General features: G+C 35.8%; 12 protein-coding genes. 11 read left to right on the top strand and 1 reads right to left on the bottom strand.

All coding sequences use genetic code 11. From position 1 onward, the window contains the following. The first annotated feature begins 65 nt into the window (after window positions 1-65). Window positions 66-341, top strand: a complete 276-nt coding sequence (locus BAU23_RS20865) for a hypothetical protein (RefSeq protein WP_000970280.1) — start codon at window positions 66-68, stop codon at window positions 339-341. Window positions 342-367: 26 nt separating this feature from the next. On the opposite strand, the gene BAU23_RS20860 is transcribed toward BAU23_RS20865, so the two are convergent. Then, window positions 368-553, bottom strand: coding sequence for a hypothetical protein (locus BAU23_RS20860; protein ID WP_000391586.1), 186 nt, complete (start codon window positions 551-553; stop codon window positions 368-370). Window positions 554-835: 282 nt separating this feature from the next. On the opposite strand from BAU23_RS20860, the gene BAU23_RS20855 reads away from it, so the two are divergent. From BAU23_RS20855 to addA, 10 genes are all read left to right on the top strand, one after another. Further along, window positions 836-1,417 carry a competence protein ComK gene (locus BAU23_RS20855; protein ID WP_000444433.1) on the top strand — a complete coding sequence of 194 codons (582 nt, stop codon included), beginning with the start codon at window positions 836-838 and terminating at the stop codon, window positions 1,415-1,417. Window positions 1,418-1,661: 244 nt separating this feature from the next. Beyond that, complete coding sequence (locus tag BAU23_RS20850; RefSeq protein ID WP_044741136.1) at window positions 1,662-2,258, top strand: DUF4306 domain-containing protein; 597 nt, start codon at window positions 1,662-1,664, stop codon at window positions 2,256-2,258. A gap of 338 nt (window positions 2,259-2,596) precedes the next feature. Next, the gene (locus BAU23_RS20840; protein WP_071735095.1) at window positions 2,597-3,190 is read left to right on the top strand and encodes a TVP38/TMEM64 family protein; all 594 of its coding nucleotides are present in this window, start codon (window positions 2,597-2,599) and stop codon (window positions 3,188-3,190) included. A 208-nt stretch (window positions 3,191-3,398) separates the two neighbouring features. Continuing rightward, a complete protein-coding gene (gene lepB, locus BAU23_RS20835) occupies window positions 3,399-3,962 on the top strand; it encodes a signal peptidase I (RefSeq protein ID WP_000751912.1) in 564 nt (187 codons plus the stop codon). A 379-nt stretch (window positions 3,963-4,341) separates the two neighbouring features. Beyond that, window positions 4,342-5,103 (top strand): hypothetical protein, encoded by a 762-nt coding sequence (locus BAU23_RS20830; RefSeq protein WP_242626725.1) that lies wholly within the window; start codon window positions 4,342-4,344, stop codon window positions 5,101-5,103. Window positions 5,104-5,137: 34 nt separating this feature from the next. Continuing rightward, entirely contained in the window at window positions 5,138-6,124 is a 987-nt protein-coding gene (locus BAU23_RS20825) for a WXG100 family type VII secretion target (protein WP_000031594.1), read from the top strand. A gap of 18 nt (window positions 6,125-6,142) precedes the next feature. Next, window positions 6,143-6,850 (top strand): hypothetical protein, encoded by a 708-nt coding sequence (locus BAU23_RS20820; protein ID WP_000362190.1) that lies wholly within the window; start codon window positions 6,143-6,145, stop codon window positions 6,848-6,850. Beyond that, window positions 6,847-7,113, top strand: coding sequence for a DUF4176 domain-containing protein (locus tag BAU23_RS20815; protein WP_001084249.1), 267 nt, complete (start codon window positions 6,847-6,849; stop codon window positions 7,111-7,113). The genes BAU23_RS20820 and BAU23_RS20815 overlap by 4 nt, the downstream gene beginning before the upstream one ends. A gap of 186 nt (window positions 7,114-7,299) precedes the next feature. Further along, window positions 7,300-10,815 (top strand): helicase-exonuclease AddAB subunit AddB, encoded by a 3,516-nt coding sequence (gene addB, locus BAU23_RS20810; RefSeq protein ID WP_000058576.1) that lies wholly within the window; start codon window positions 7,300-7,302, stop codon window positions 10,813-10,815. Next, window positions 10,812-14,537 (top strand): helicase-exonuclease AddAB subunit AddA, encoded by a 3,726-nt coding sequence (addA, locus tag BAU23_RS20805; protein ID WP_000572311.1) that lies wholly within the window; start codon window positions 10,812-10,814, stop codon window positions 14,535-14,537. The genes addB and addA overlap by 4 nt, the downstream gene beginning before the upstream one ends. The last annotated feature ends 20 nt before the right edge of the window (window positions 14,538-14,557 follow it).

The raw sequence follows: 14,557 nt of genomic DNA, 5'->3' as shown, positions 1-14,557 counted from the left end.
CCTTTTTTTTGTTGTTGAAATATACAAACATAACGATTATATTGGGGAAGAAGGCGGATATATATATGATGGAAAAGTATATAAATGAAGTAATACTCGATGTTCGTAGAGGTAATGAAGAGGACTTAAAAAATACAATTGAAGAGATAAAGGCGTACGCGAAAACTTATGAAAATGATAAAGTGACGTTAATTGATCTGAAAAAATCTCATTCTCATGTTTTAGATGAAGAACGATATATAATCACATTACAAATTGAAAGAGATACAGAAAATCTCGGAAGAAAGTATGAATATGAAGAAGAAAAAATAGTCGGTTTTTTTGAAGATGAAGAAGAGTAAAAGACTTTCCAAAAAAGGAAGGCCTTTTACTCTTCTTTTCCAACTTTTTTCTTTGCGCGTTTCTTGCATTCTGGACATTTAGATTTACGAAAAGGCTTCGCGAAGAACAGTAAAATAAAAAATAAACCGAATATAATACTCGCTGAATTTTTTACGATAACAATGCTACTGTTTTTCATTTGAATTGTTGGATGATCTTGCTTTTCTTCCATGAGAGACCTCCGTATATTTGATTTATATTTTAATTATAGCAAAGTTAATTGTTGTAATGATGTGAAAAGAGGAAGCGATTATAAATATTTATAGATAGTATAAATATTTTTTGTACAGGTTTGAATTATTTTATTATTATATAGTTACTTTTAAATTTAATAAATATTTGATAAATGATAAAGTATTGTAAAAAAGGGAAATCTGTAAAGCATTTCCTTTTCATAGGTGCTAAAATTATATATGCAGCTGCTACTATAAATAGAAAAGGGAGATAGTAGAATATGGAAAGTAAAGTAGAACGTTATGTCGAAAATTATGTTGTAAGTAAAAAAACGATGGCCTTACTTCCTGTTGTTCTAGGAGAAAAGCAAGTGGTTACGCGAATTGTTGAAATGGAGGATTCTTTTTTCGTGTTTCAAAAACCTCTCGATATTATAGAGAGAAGTTGCCGGAAACATGGTTCTAGTTTTTTTGGAAGAAAAGAAGGGACGAAGGAGTTAACTCGTATTACACATAAAGCTCCTATCGCAATTAGCCCGACAGATCAACTTTATTTTTTCCCTACGTATTCTTATTCTCGAAAAGAGTGTGCGTGGTTGTCTCATTTTCATATTGAAAATAATAAAGAATTAAAAGATGGAAATCTTATTATTAGATTTATAAATGGTTTCGCTGTGAAATTAGAAATATCCAAAAGCAGCTTTGAAAATCAGCAAAATCGTACAGCAAAATTAAGGACAGAGTATGAAGACCGTAAGAAAAAACAAGGAAGTCCTTGTTTTAAAGAGATTGATAAAAGGGATGAATCTAAATTAACGCCAGCCTATGAGAAAGTGTATTTTGTAAGGGAAGGCGAAGTTTGAGAGGAAAAGGATGGGGGGACTCATCCTTTTTTTGATTTCATTATATATATCGTTACGCTGTAAGGTTCATAAATAAAACGAGAAAAATTTACGGATTTTTTGTTCTTTAATAGCTTAAAGGAGTGTAAAATTACAATATAAGGGTAATTTTACTATATATATTTATCGCGATGTTAATATGCATCATTTAACATTTGCGGTATACATGATATTTCTTACCTTATTGTATAAAGAAGGAGATGGTATGTTGAAAAGGACTATGTTATTTTGGGCGCAATATATCCTTGTTTTGCCTATATTATTTCTTACCTTTATGTTTACTGGTTTCGTTGGTAGTCAGTTAATGATAGGTGCTGATAAACAACATTTTATTTTTACGCCTCAAAATGCAACAGAATATAGTCAAATTAGTGAAATTGATAAATTGCTATTTGCTTTTTCAATTCAGCCAGTTGTCACCATAGTATTTCTGCTATCGATTGTGTACGTACTGACACTTATTGTCTTTCAAATTATTGAATGTAAGAAGAAAAGAAAGATATTACATAGTTTGCAATATATGATTCTTATACCAATTTTTATTTACTTGTGGTTTGGAATAATGCAATTTTCCGCGGTTAGTTTAACTTGGATAGATAATTGGAAGGATTACCTTATATTCACTCCTAGCACGATAACTGATGAGCAAGATATATATACGATTGATAAGTTTTTATACAAATTTCGAATGTTACCTATTCCGAGTACAGTATTAATACTATCTTTCTTATATTTATTAATACTTATCGTGATTGATAGTATGCGCTTACTAAAAAGGTTTCTTGTAAGAACTAGTCATTAGAAAAGGATAATTGTTTGAAGGTACAACAATTATTTGTCATTACTCATTTCCATACAGGTAGTAAGCGGATTTTTTTGACACTACAGATTGACACCTTCTGTAGTTTCTTCTTTTTTATAATGTGTAACCGTTAAGTTATAATCTGTGCGTGGTGTCTAAACTATTCTCATGTCTTGTCGAATATTGAAAGATTATCATAGCATAATAATGAAGGAATTCTAGAGGAAGATATGGAAACTTAATAATTACATCTCCATATGACATATCTACCATTTCCTCTTTCATATAAGCAATGATACAGTAGGGGTAGTAATTAGAGTAAAGGGGTAAAGTGTAGAATGGATTTTCAGACAATCAAAGAATATTTTTCACCAAAAAATATGGATCACATTGTTGAAAGTTATAAAGCATTCGGGCCGCTTCTTGGGATTGGTTTACCGATGATAGAGGCGCTTATTCCAGCATTGCCTCTCATTGTGTTTGTACTGGCGAATGCTGTTGCATTTGGTTTTTGGTTCGGTTTTCTTTATTCGTGGCTTGGATCGGTAATTGGTGCAATGCTTGTATTTTTCATCATTCGTAGCTTTGGAAGAAGTCGTTTCTTTTCTTTTGTAAATAAGCATGAGAGAGTGCGAAAAGCGATGGGATGGATTGAAAGAAAAGGATTCGCGCCAATCTTTGTTATATTTTGTTTTCCGTTCACACCATCTGCGCTTATAAACGTTGTAGCTGGTTTGTCTCGCGTTAGCGTAAAACAGTTTGGACTAGCATTAGCATTCGGAAAGCTTGTTATGATCTTTATTTTAACGTATATCGGTCATGATTTAATGTCGTTTATTCATAAGCCGTTGAAATCAGTTATTGTGGGCGTTGTTATTTTTATTTTATGGTATGTAGGTAAAAAAATTGAAGTAAAGTTAGAACTACATTAGGAAAAGTCTTCTTTGTCCCGCATTAACGGGCAGTAAAACTCCCACCAAAAAATTCGACTGAAGTAAAGAAGTTAGGTGGGAGATCAAACTGCCCGTAAATGCCCGATTGGTTCAACTAATAATCGGTGGGGGATGAACAAAACCCCCACCGATTAAGTTTCACTTTATAAATACAAGCTTCATCATTAAAGGGCGAGGGGAGAAGCGAATGAAGAAAACTTTGAAAAAAGAAGGGCTAGAGTGGATAAGAACAATTTTAATTGGTGTACTATTAGCTATATTTTTTCGAACGTTTTTCTTTTCAACGTACGTTGTAGAGGGGAAGTCAATGATGCCGACATTGCAAGATGGCAATATGCTCGTTGTGAATAAGGTGAGTTATCAAGTAGGGGACTTGAATCGATTTGATGTCGTCGTTTTTCATGCGAATAAAAAAGAGGACTATGTAAAGCGAATTATCGGTTTACCTGGGGATCATATCGAATATAAGCATGATAAACTATATATAAACGGACAATTCGTGGAGGAACCTTATTTAGAGGCGTATAAGAAAGAGATAAATGGAAGGCAATTAACAGGTGATTTTAAATTAGAAGAATTAACGAAAGAAAAGTTTGTACCACCTGGTTCTATTTTTGTAGTTGGCGACAACCGCCTCGGTAGCTGGGATAGTAGGCACTTCGGTTTTGTGAAAGCTGATACAGTTGTCGGTAAAGTTGATTTACGATATTGGCCGATTCGAGAGGTGCAAACGAATTTTTCAAAAGGTTGATATAATAGGTAGAAGTATAGTAAAAGGCAAACAATTATGTTTGTCTTTTTTTACTTTATATTTTTTCAATCTATTGCTAATGAGAATGTTTAGCTGGTATCGTGACCAAGGATAAAAAAATTTTATATCGTTATATAATTGGTAATGATAACTTCTAAAATTTTCATGTTTAATCTGTACTTCTTTGAACGTTTCTACTATTTGTTGGTTAACCTTTTTACTATAAGGTAGACTTACTTTGGAATGAATTTCAATAAAATCGTAATTTGTAATTAGCGAGTAAGATACTTTTTATGAATTAATGATTACTAGATACAATTATTTTTTTATTGTATTATAATTTTTAGGGACCGTATATTAAGCTAGGGAGTGGGGATGTTTGAATATTGAGCCCCTTACGTTATCGAGCAAAGAAGTATATGTATTAACGGGTATATTTGATCATGAAACAATGATTGGAATTGAGAATCCATTTGAAAATTGGTTAGACGAAGAAATAGATAAAGAATTAGATATAATGTATGACCACTGGAGGGAAAAAGAATTACTCATAATAAAAGAAGACGAAGTATTTTGTGAACAACAACTTGTAGAATATTTTAGTATTTGTCTAACTACAGGTTTTGTTATTGAAGTACAGATAAACAAAAACGACATTAAAGAAAAAAACGTCTTTTATTTTACTGATAAAAAAGTTATACATAACAGAATAACAGATGTTAACGGTGAAAAACAATGTATATTTAGAGAGTGTGGAATACCTGAGGTAGCATGGCAATTTATATATCAAGCGTTGCAGTCTAAAAATACTTTTCCACATTCGAATTATACATTTAAACTTCCTTGCGCCGTATATGAAAAAGATTTTTTAAATCAATCAGAAAAGGATTTATCGGAATTATTCGGATATTATTCGGATGATGATGTTAAAGAATTAGTGAATATTATATGTGACCGTGAAGAGTTAAATACAATTAAAACTCATTATTATATAAAGGATGCATGGTATACCGATAGTATTCAGTATATGTATAGTCAAAACCAATATTGGCTTATCCAAAAAATATTAGACAGGGGAGAGAAGCAAACGAATGTTATTTGTCTAGATATTTTTGCAATTATCGAAGAAATCAAAAAATGATTCTGTACCTTAAATCAATAGGTGGTGAATCAAAATGAGTAAAGAAATTAAAGTTACTCCTGCCCTTTTAAGGGGGTTAGCTTCTAATATAGAGCGTGCAGCTCATGAAGTATTTGAAACACATAAACGTTTGAGTCAGCAATTAATGGATTTACCCTTTCAAGTATCTGGAAGGGATGCTGTATTGAATCAGGCTTTATATGCAGGTTCAATGTTAGAGGGCGTAACGAATGATTTAAAAACTCATAGCAAATCATTAAGAAGCATTGCTGATCGTTTTGAGAAAACTGATCAACAAGAAGTTTCATTAGGAGATTGGAAAATAGATAGTGTTGACTTATTAAGTCCTTTTGGGGGAGGCATTGATGAATGGAAAGAAAACCCCATGGGAGCCGGATTAACCGCATTTGGAACCTTTAAAGATGGTCAAGAGGCATACCAAATTGCTCAAAGGCATAACCAGGGTTTTCGCGCGACACCATATACAAATAATCAAGGAAAACCTATGGTGCGATTTGAAAATCGTACACTTATTAAAGGAAAAGATGGTAATAACGTTATTAGAAGAACAAAGCTACCATTAGAGGAAGCTAAAACAATTGATGAAGTAAAACGTTATGCGTTAAAACCAGGTGCATTATTAAAAGAATCATTATCGTTAAAAAATAACGCATTAGGATATATAAGTACCGGTTTAGATGTCTTTAAAGATACGAAAGAAAATTTGGAAAGTAATGCAAGCAGTAGTAAAATTGTAGGAGACATTGTTGGTGATGTAGCGGTTGGAGTAGGTTCTACTGCTGCTAGTACTTGGGCGGGTGCTGCAGTCGGTACAGCAATTGGAGGACCCATTGGAACTGTGATTGGGGCTGGTGTAGGTTTTACCGCTTCTGTAGTATCTAGCATAATAACGGATGGAATTAAGTTCGATAAAGGGGACTGGAATAATGATGGTGAAAAAGACTCTATAAAAGACCGGATTAAATCTGGAATAGGCTCTGCTTTAGATGAAATCTTTTAATTTTCTATGAGGTGCATAATGGATAAATATAACTTTAAAAATATAGATGATGGCATACGAATATTACTACCATTTGATATAAGAAATATTGTCGGAGCCTTTGTATGGTTTATTATGAATTTTTTGTTATTGATTATAATTTTTGTATTTCCACCAATATATAATGTGTATTTTTACTTGGCGCTTCCATTTTTTATAGTATGTAACTTGTGGGGAATTTGGATTTTTATTAACAAACCTAAGCAGCCTCAATTACAACATTTACTATATTCTGGATTTGTTGGAACTAGCATTTCATTTTGTAGTTTTATAGGTGTTCAAAAAATAGCTTACGAGTTAATAGGATTGGAATCACCTTTATTTTTTATTCTATCATTTATAGTATACTGTTTGGTTGTTTATAAATCCGGACAATTGTGGATTAAATATTTTACAGCTCGTTTAATGGGTATAAATGATCAGAAGGTGAAATTTTCAAAAGTCGGTGTTTTTTCAGGAGTAGGCTACATTGTTGGTCAAATTAGTATAGGAATTTTAAGTCAAGATTCTCTAGCGATTTTGCTAATTATCTTACTGTCATTTTTCTCGGTTATTTTCTTGTTTGCGAGTGTCCATGTGTATTTTTATTTTGATTTTAAAAAACATCTTATCATTACAGGGCATTCAAAAATGAAACAGGTTCAACAAAAATCTAATCTTACAAGAAAGGAAAGGAGAAGGAAATGAATTCACATCTTCTACCTATAGGCTCTATCGTAATCTTAAAAGAAGGAACCAAGAAACTCATGATTTATGGGCGTAAACAACAAGTAGAAACAGATAAAGTGAAAAAATTTGACTATATGGGATGTTTTTACCCAGAGGGCTATATTAGTCCTGATTTTACTTATTTATTTAACCATGACGATATTCAAGAAGTTGTATCAAGTGGATATAAAGATGAGGAAGAAAGAGCTTTTCAACAAAAGATATTGTCTAAAGTGGAGTAAGAAATATTACATAGAAAAAGCTGCTTATATGAGCAGCTTTTTCTATGTAATTAAATACTTTAGCGGTTGTATTTTTATGTTTTGAGATGGGGTATCGTCATTATACATGTTTGTCTTTTTTCGTGTCCTATAATACAATTATGGTAGCAAACTAACGTTCGTTATGTAAGTGAAAGGTGGGGTTACATGTCACTTCGATTTGTGATTGGTAGAGCTGGAAGTGGAAAAAGTACACTTTGTTTACACGAAGTGCAAGAAGAGTTAAAGCAGCGCCCAAGAGGGAAAACAATATTATATCTTGTGCCAGAACAGATGACATTCCAAACGCAGCAGGCGTTAATTGGTAGTGAGGATGTTAGAGGTTCTATTCGGGCACAAGTTTTTAGTTTTTCACGGTTAGCGTGGAAGGTGCTGCAAGAAGTTGGCGGAGCGAGTCGTCTTCATATTGATGAAGCCGGTGTACATATGTTACTTCGTAAAATTGTAGAATCTCGTAAAGATGGATTATCGGTGTTTCAAAAAGCAGCGGAGCAAAACGGTTTCTTTGAACATCTTGGTAGTATGATTGCGGAGTTTAAACGTTATAATGTGACGCCATCTAACGTATATGAAATGTGGCAACAATTAGATGCGCATAGTAGTAGTGCAGAGCAAAAGCTGCTAGCGAATAAAGTGTATGATTTACAGTTATTATATGATGATTTCGAACGTGCTTTAATCGGAAAATATTTAGATTCAGAAGACTACTTACAATTATTAATTGAGAAGCTTTCAGACTCTGAGTATGTAAAAGGCGCGGAAATTTATATAGATGGATTCCATTCGTTTTCCCCTCAAGAGCTAGAAATTGTTAGAGGGTTAATGAAATTAGGAACTAGAGTAACAATAACATTAACGATAGATGAAAAAACGTTAGCGCAGCCAGTGAATGAACTAGATTTATTTTATGAAACGACGTTAACGTATGAACGAATAAAACAAGTAGCGCGTGAAGAGAAAATAGAAATTGAAAAAACAATTCCGCTGATGGAACAGCCGCGTTTTCATTCGCAAGCATTAGCACATTTAGAAACGCACTACGAAGCACGTCCAAATGAAAAATTTCATGGTGAAGCGAGTGTGACAATCAGTACAGCAGCTAATTTACGAGCTGAAGTAGAAGGTGTAGCTCGTGAAATTAGAAGACTTGTGGCGGATGAAGACTATCGTTACCGAGATATCGCAGTCCTTCTTCGTAATGGAGAAAGTTATTACGACGTAATGCGAACGTTATTTACGGATTATAATATCCCGCATTTCATCGATGAAAAACGCCCAATGTCACATCATCCGTTAGTAGAATGCATTCGTTCTGCATTAGAAATTATTAGTGGGAATTGGCGTTATGATGCAGTGTTCCGCTGCGTGAAAACAGAGCTTTTATATCCATTAGACGTAAGAAAAGAAGCGATGCGCGAAGAGATGGATGAGTTTGAAAACTACTGTTTAGCGTATGGTGTACAAGGGAAGAGATGGACTTCTGAAGATCCGTGGATGTATCGTCGTTATCGTTCTCTTGATGATGCGAGCGAAATGATAACAGACAGTGAGCGTGAAATGGAAGAGAAAATAAATCGACTTCGCGACGTTGTAAGAACGCCAGTTATTCGTATGCAAAAAAGACTGAAGCGTGCTGGAACAGTTATGCAAATGTGCGAAGCGGTATATTTATTTTTAGAGGAGCTTGACGTTCCGAAAAAACTAGAAGAATTACGTGTTCGTGCAGAAGAAAATGGAGATTTCTTATTTGCGACAGACCATGAACAAGTATGGGAAGAAGTGATGAATCTTCTTGATACGTTCGTTGAGATGCTTGGCGAAGAGAAGATGTCACTATCTATGTTCACGGAGGTTATGTCGACAGGTCTTGAGGCACTTCAATTTGCGAACATTCCGCCGTCACTAGATCAAGTGTTAGTTGCTAATATTGATCATTCTAGATTATCAGATATTAAAGCGACGTTCATTATTGGAGTAAACGAAGGTGTGATTCCAGCAGCGCCTATGGATGAAGGTATGCTTTCTGATGAGGAAAGAAATGTTCTCACCGCTGCAGGTATCGAATTAGCACCAACGACAAGACAAACTTTATTAGAAGAACAGTTCGTTATGTATCAAATGGTGACGAGAGCATCTGAGAAGTTATACATTTCTTGTCCGCTTGCAGATGAGGAAGGGAAGACGTTACTTGCGTCTAGCTTTATTAAGAAAATAAAAAGAATGTTCCCTGATGTGAAAGAATCATTTATTACAAATGACGTAAATGACTTATCACGTTCGGAACAAATTTCATACGTAGCAACGCCAGAAGTGACATTGTCTTATGTCATGCAGCAGCTGCAAACATGGAAGCGATACGGATTTGAAGGTAATTTAGACTTTTGGTGGGATGTATATAACTTCTACGTTACTTCCGATGAATGGAAGCAAAAAAGTAGCCGTGTGTTATCAAGTTTATTCTACCGAAATCGTGCACAGAAATTAAGTACAGCTGTAAGTAGGGATTTATATGGAGATACAATTAAGGGAAGCGTTTCTCGTATGGAATTATTTAACCGTTGTGCGTACGCTCATTTCGCGCAGCACGGTTTATCGCTAAGAGAGCGTGATATTTTCAAACTTGATGCGCCAGATATCGGTGAACTATTCCATGCAGCGCTGAAAAGAATTGCAGACAGGCTATTACGTGAAAACCGTACTTGGGCAGATTTATCAATAAAAGAGTGTGAGCATCTTTCTACTTTAGTAATAGAAGAAATTGCACCATTATTACAAAGACAAATTTTATTAAGTTCAAACCGTCATTTCTATTTAAAACAAAAACTACAACAAATCATTTTCCGTACATCACTTATTCTTCGTGAACATGCGAAGTCTAGTGGTTTTGTACCAGTTGATTTAGAGGTACCGTTCGGTATGGGCGGGACTGGATCGCTTCCGCCAATGGAATTTGCGTTGCCAAATGGTGTGAAGATGGAAGTAGTGGGCCGTATTGACCGTGTTGATAAGGCGGAAGATGAGAGTGGTACGTTCCTTCGTATTATTGACTATAAATCAAGTTCGAAAGCGTTAGATTTAACAGAAGTGTATTACGGACTCGCGCTTCAAATGTTAACGTATTTAGATGTTGTTACTTCAAATGCACATACGTGGATGAAAAAGGGTGGCACTGCATCACCGGCGGGTGTATTGTATTTCCATATTCATAACCCGATTGTTGAGATGAAAGGCGATGCATCTGAAGAAGAAATTGAGAAAGAAATTTTAAAGAAATTTAAAATGAAAGGGCTCGTACTAGGAGATGCTGACGTTGTTCGTTTAATGGATAATAAACTTTCAACAGGAAGCTCTGATATTATTTCTGCTGGTCTGAAAAAAGATGGTAGTTTTAGTGCGCGTTCTAGCATTGCAAGTGAACAAGAATTTAACGTACTTCAAAAATATGTACACCACTCGTTTGAAAATATCGGAAAAGACATCACAGAAGGTGTTATCGATATTGCTCCTTACAAAAAGGGGAATAAAGCGGCTTGTACGTTCTGTAACTTTAAATCTGTTTGTCAGTTTGATGAATCACTTGAAGATAATCAATTCCGTACGTTAAAAGATATGAAAGATAGCGAAGCAATGGAGAAAATTAGAGAGGAGGTTGGCGGAGAATGATAGAAAATTGGCCTAAAAAACCAGAAGGTAGTCAATGGACAGATGACCAGTGGAAAGCAGTTGTAGCGAACGGACGTGATATTTTAGTCGCAGCAGCAGCTGGATCAGGGAAAACAGCAGTATTAGTTGAACGGATTATTAAAAAGATTATAAGTGAGGAAAATCCAGTCGATGTCGACCGCCTGCTCGTTGTAACATTTACGAATGCAGCAGCGCAAGAGATGAAAAACAGAATTGGGGAAGCGTTAGAAAAAGTATTAATTGATGGACCAGGATCGCAGCATATAAGAAAGCAGCTTAGCTTATTAAATAAAGCTTCCATTTCTACCATTCATTCATTTTGTTTACAAGTGATTAGAGGATACTACTACATGCTTGATGTCGATCCTCGTTTCCGTATTGCGAACCAAACAGAAAATGAATTGTTAAAAGAAGAAGTGCTAGATGACATATTAGAAGAAGAGTATGGAATCGAAGATAATAGTATTTTCTTTGAATTAGTTGATCGTTATACGAGTGACCGTAGTGACGATGACTTACAACGAATGATTTTAGCGCTTCATACAGAATCAAGAGCACATCCAAACCCGGAAAAATGGCTTGATAAATTAGTAGAAGCATACGATGTTGAAGGAAAGACGATTGAAGATTTAGTGTACGCTTCTTACTTATTAGAAGATGTGAAATTCCAGCTGGAAACAGCGGAAGAGCATATTCGTAAAGCGACTGAACTCGCAATGCTTCCTGACGGTCCGGCGCCCCGCGTTGAAACCCTGCAAGCAGATGCAGTTTTACTTGGAACGTTGTCATCGGCTGCTTGTGAGTCGTGGACAAGTGTGTATGAAGCGATGCAAAACGTATCGTGGCAAACGCTAAAGCGTATTAAGAAAAGTGATTACAACGAAGATGTTGTAAAACAAGTAGATTCTCTTCGTAATAAAGCGAAAGATGAAGTGAAGAAATTACAAGAAGAGCTATTTAGCCGCAGACCTGAAAGTTTCTTACGAGATTTTCAAGATATGCATCCTGTATTAGAAAAACTCGTGAAGCTTGTAAAAGTATTTACAGAGCGTTTCCAAGCGATTAAGCGAGATAAAGGAATGGTCGATTTCACAGATTTAGAGCATTTCTGTTTGCAAATTTTAAGTGAGCAAAGTGAAGACGGTGAAATGAAGCCATCAGCAGTAGCACTTCAATATCGTAATAAATTTGCTGAAGTACTAGTCGACGAATATCAAGATACGAACTTCGTACAGGAATCAATTATTAAATTCGTAACGAAAGATTCTGAGAGTGAAGGTAACTTGTTCATGGTAGGTGACGTGAAACAGTCAATTTATCGTTTCCGACTAGCAGAACCAGGACTGTTTTTAGGGAAATACAAACGATTCACACAAGAAGGATCGGGCGGCGGAATGAAGATTGACTTAGCGAAAAACTTCCGTAGCCGTCATGAAGTACTGGCTGGTACGAACTTTATCTTCAAACAAATTATGGGCGAAGAAGTCGGAGAAATTGATTATGATGCTGACGCTGAATTAAAGCTAGGTGCTAGCTATCCAGAAGGTGAAGATGTAGCGGCAGAGCTATTATGTATTCAGCAAACAGAAGAAGAAGTGCAAGACGGAGAAGAAGGTGCCGAAGTAGAAAAAGCGCAGCTTGAAGCTCGTCTTATGGCGCAGCGTATTAAAGCGATGGTCGATTCAGGTTATGAAGTGTATGATCGTAAAACTGATAGTATGCGCCAAGTACAATACCGTGATTTCGTTATTTTACTTCGCTCCATGCCGTGGGCGCCGCAAATTATGGAAGAGTTAAAATTACAAGGAATTCCGGTATATGCTGACCTTGCGACTGGTTACTTTGAAGCGACAGAAGTAAATATTATGATGAACGTATTCCGTGTTATTGATAATCCGATGCAAGATATTCCGCTTGCAGCTGTACTTCGTTCACCGATCGTTGGACTAAACGACGAAGAACTTGCAACGCTTCGTGCTCATGGAAAGAAAGGTTCATTTTATGAAGTGATGAGTTCATTCTTAAAAGGAGCACCGCTTGAAGAAGAACAAGAACTGCATGATAAATTAGAGTGGTTTTATAACTTACTGCAAGGGTGGCGTGAATTTGCGCGACAACAATCCCTTTCCGATTTAATTTGGAAAGTGTACGGTGAGACAGGCTATTACGACTTTGTCGGCGGTTTACCAGCCGGAAAGCAAAGGCAGGCAAACTTACGCGTACTATATGACCGCGCAAGACAATATGAAGCAACATCGTTTAGAGGATTATTCCGCTTCTTACGTTTTATTGAGCGTATTTTAGAACGCGGAGATGATATGGGAACGGCGAGAGCTCTCGGTGAACAAGAAGACGTTGTTCGCATTATGACGATTCATAAAAGTAAAGGGCTAGAGTTCCCAGTCGTATTTGTAGCTGGACTTGGTCGCCGTTTTAATACACAAGATTTAATGAAGCGTTTTTTACTTCATAAAGATTTCGGTTTCGGTTCACAATTTATCGATCCTCGTAAACGAATTAAATATACGACATTATCGCAACTAGCGATTAAGCGTAAAATGAAGATGGAATTAATTGCGGAAGAAATGCGCGTACTATACGTAGCGTTAACGCGTGCAAAAGAGAAGTTAATTTTAATCGGAACAGTTAAAGATGCAAATAAGGAAATGGAAAAATGGCTCGATGCAAGAGAGCATGGTGAATGGTTATTACCAGACCATATACGTGCCGGAGCGTCTTGCTATTTAGACTGGATTGCACCTTCATTATATAGACATCGTGATAGTGAAATGCTTCTTGAATTAGGACAAGGAAATATTCCAGTCGACATTTATGAGTATGACACTAGCTGGAAAGTAGAAGTTGTTGACGGAAAAGATTTGCTTGCACCAGAACCAGTTCAAGAAGAGAAACAAGAATTGTTAGAAGCGCTTCGTGAGAAAAAGGCTGTTCCATTAGAAAGTGAACGGAAAGAAGAAGTGTACGATAGATTAATGTGGGAATACGGGCATGAGGACGCAACATCGCACCGTGCGAAACAATCTGTTACAGAAATAAAGAGAAATTATCAATCTGAAGAAGGTAGCGATAATGCCTTTATTAAAAAACTTCGTGCACCAATTAAAACACGTCCGCGCTTTATGGAGAAAAAAGGATTAACGTACGCAGAGCGAGGGACAGCAGTCCATGCCGTTATGCAGCATGTAGATTTGAAGAAACCAATTACGATTGAAGTTCTTCAAGAACAAATTGCAAGAATGGTAAATAAAGAACTATTAACATTTGAACAAGCTGAAGAAATAGCGATTGAAAAGGTAATTTCATTCTTTGACAGTGACTTAGGTAAAAGGGTATTAGCAGCAAAAAGTGTTGAGCGCGAAGTACCATTTACGATGATGCTTTCAGCAGAAGAAGCGTATCAAGATTGGCAAGGGAAGAAAGGCGAATCAATACTTGTCCAAGGGGTTATCGACTGTATGATCGAAGAGGAAAACGGAATTACTTTAATCGACTTTAAAACAGATACGATTGAAGGAAAGTTTCCAGGCGGATTTGATCAAGCGAAACCAACTTTAGAAGACCGATACAAAGTACAGCTTTCACTATATGCAAAAGCACTAGAGAAAAGCTTAAAACATCCTGTGAAAGAGAAGTGTTTATACTTCTTTGATGGGAATCATGTTGTAAATATTGAGGAATAGAGCTTAGAGAGGGGTTATGG

The organism is Bacillus nitratireducens (assembly GCF_001884135.1).
GTDB classification, from domain to species: domain Bacteria; phylum Bacillota; class Bacilli; order Bacillales; family Bacillaceae_G; genus Bacillus_A; species Bacillus_A nitratireducens.
The sequence above is the reverse complement of the archived record's forward strand: the minus strand, read 5'-3'. Positions and strand labels throughout refer to the sequence as shown.

Excerpts from the sequence above, each read along its gene's own strand:
- BAU23_RS20855 (WP_000444433.1), top strand. The coding sequence starts at position 836 with ATGGAAAGTAAAGTAGAACGTTATGTCGAAAATTATGTTGTAAGTAAA.
- addB (WP_000058576.1), top strand. The coding sequence starts at position 7,300 with ATGTCACTTCGATTTGTGATTGGTAGAGCTGGAAGTGGAAAAAGTACA.
- BAU23_RS20840 (WP_071735095.1), top strand. The coding sequence starts at position 2,597 with ATGGATTTTCAGACAATCAAAGAATATTTTTCACCAAAAAATATGGAT.
- BAU23_RS20825 (WP_000031594.1), top strand. The coding sequence starts at position 5,138 with ATGAGTAAAGAAATTAAAGTTACTCCTGCCCTTTTAAGGGGGTTAGCT.
- lepB (WP_000751912.1), top strand. The coding sequence starts at position 3,399 with ATGAAGAAAACTTTGAAAAAAGAAGGGCTAGAGTGGATAAGAACAATT.
- BAU23_RS20865 (WP_000970280.1), top strand. The coding sequence starts at position 66 with ATGATGGAAAAGTATATAAATGAAGTAATACTCGATGTTCGTAGAGGT.
- BAU23_RS20860 (WP_000391586.1), bottom strand. The coding sequence starts at position 553 with ATGGAAGAAAAGCAAGATCATCCAACAATTCAAATGAAAAACAGTAGC.
- BAU23_RS20815 (WP_001084249.1), top strand. The coding sequence starts at position 6,847 with ATGAATTCACATCTTCTACCTATAGGCTCTATCGTAATCTTAAAAGAA.
- addA (WP_000572311.1), top strand. The coding sequence starts at position 10,812 with ATGATAGAAAATTGGCCTAAAAAACCAGAAGGTAGTCAATGGACAGAT.
- BAU23_RS20850 (WP_044741136.1), top strand. The coding sequence starts at position 1,662 with ATGTTGAAAAGGACTATGTTATTTTGGGCGCAATATATCCTTGTTTTG.
- BAU23_RS20820 (WP_000362190.1), top strand. The coding sequence starts at position 6,143 with ATGGATAAATATAACTTTAAAAATATAGATGATGGCATACGAATATTA.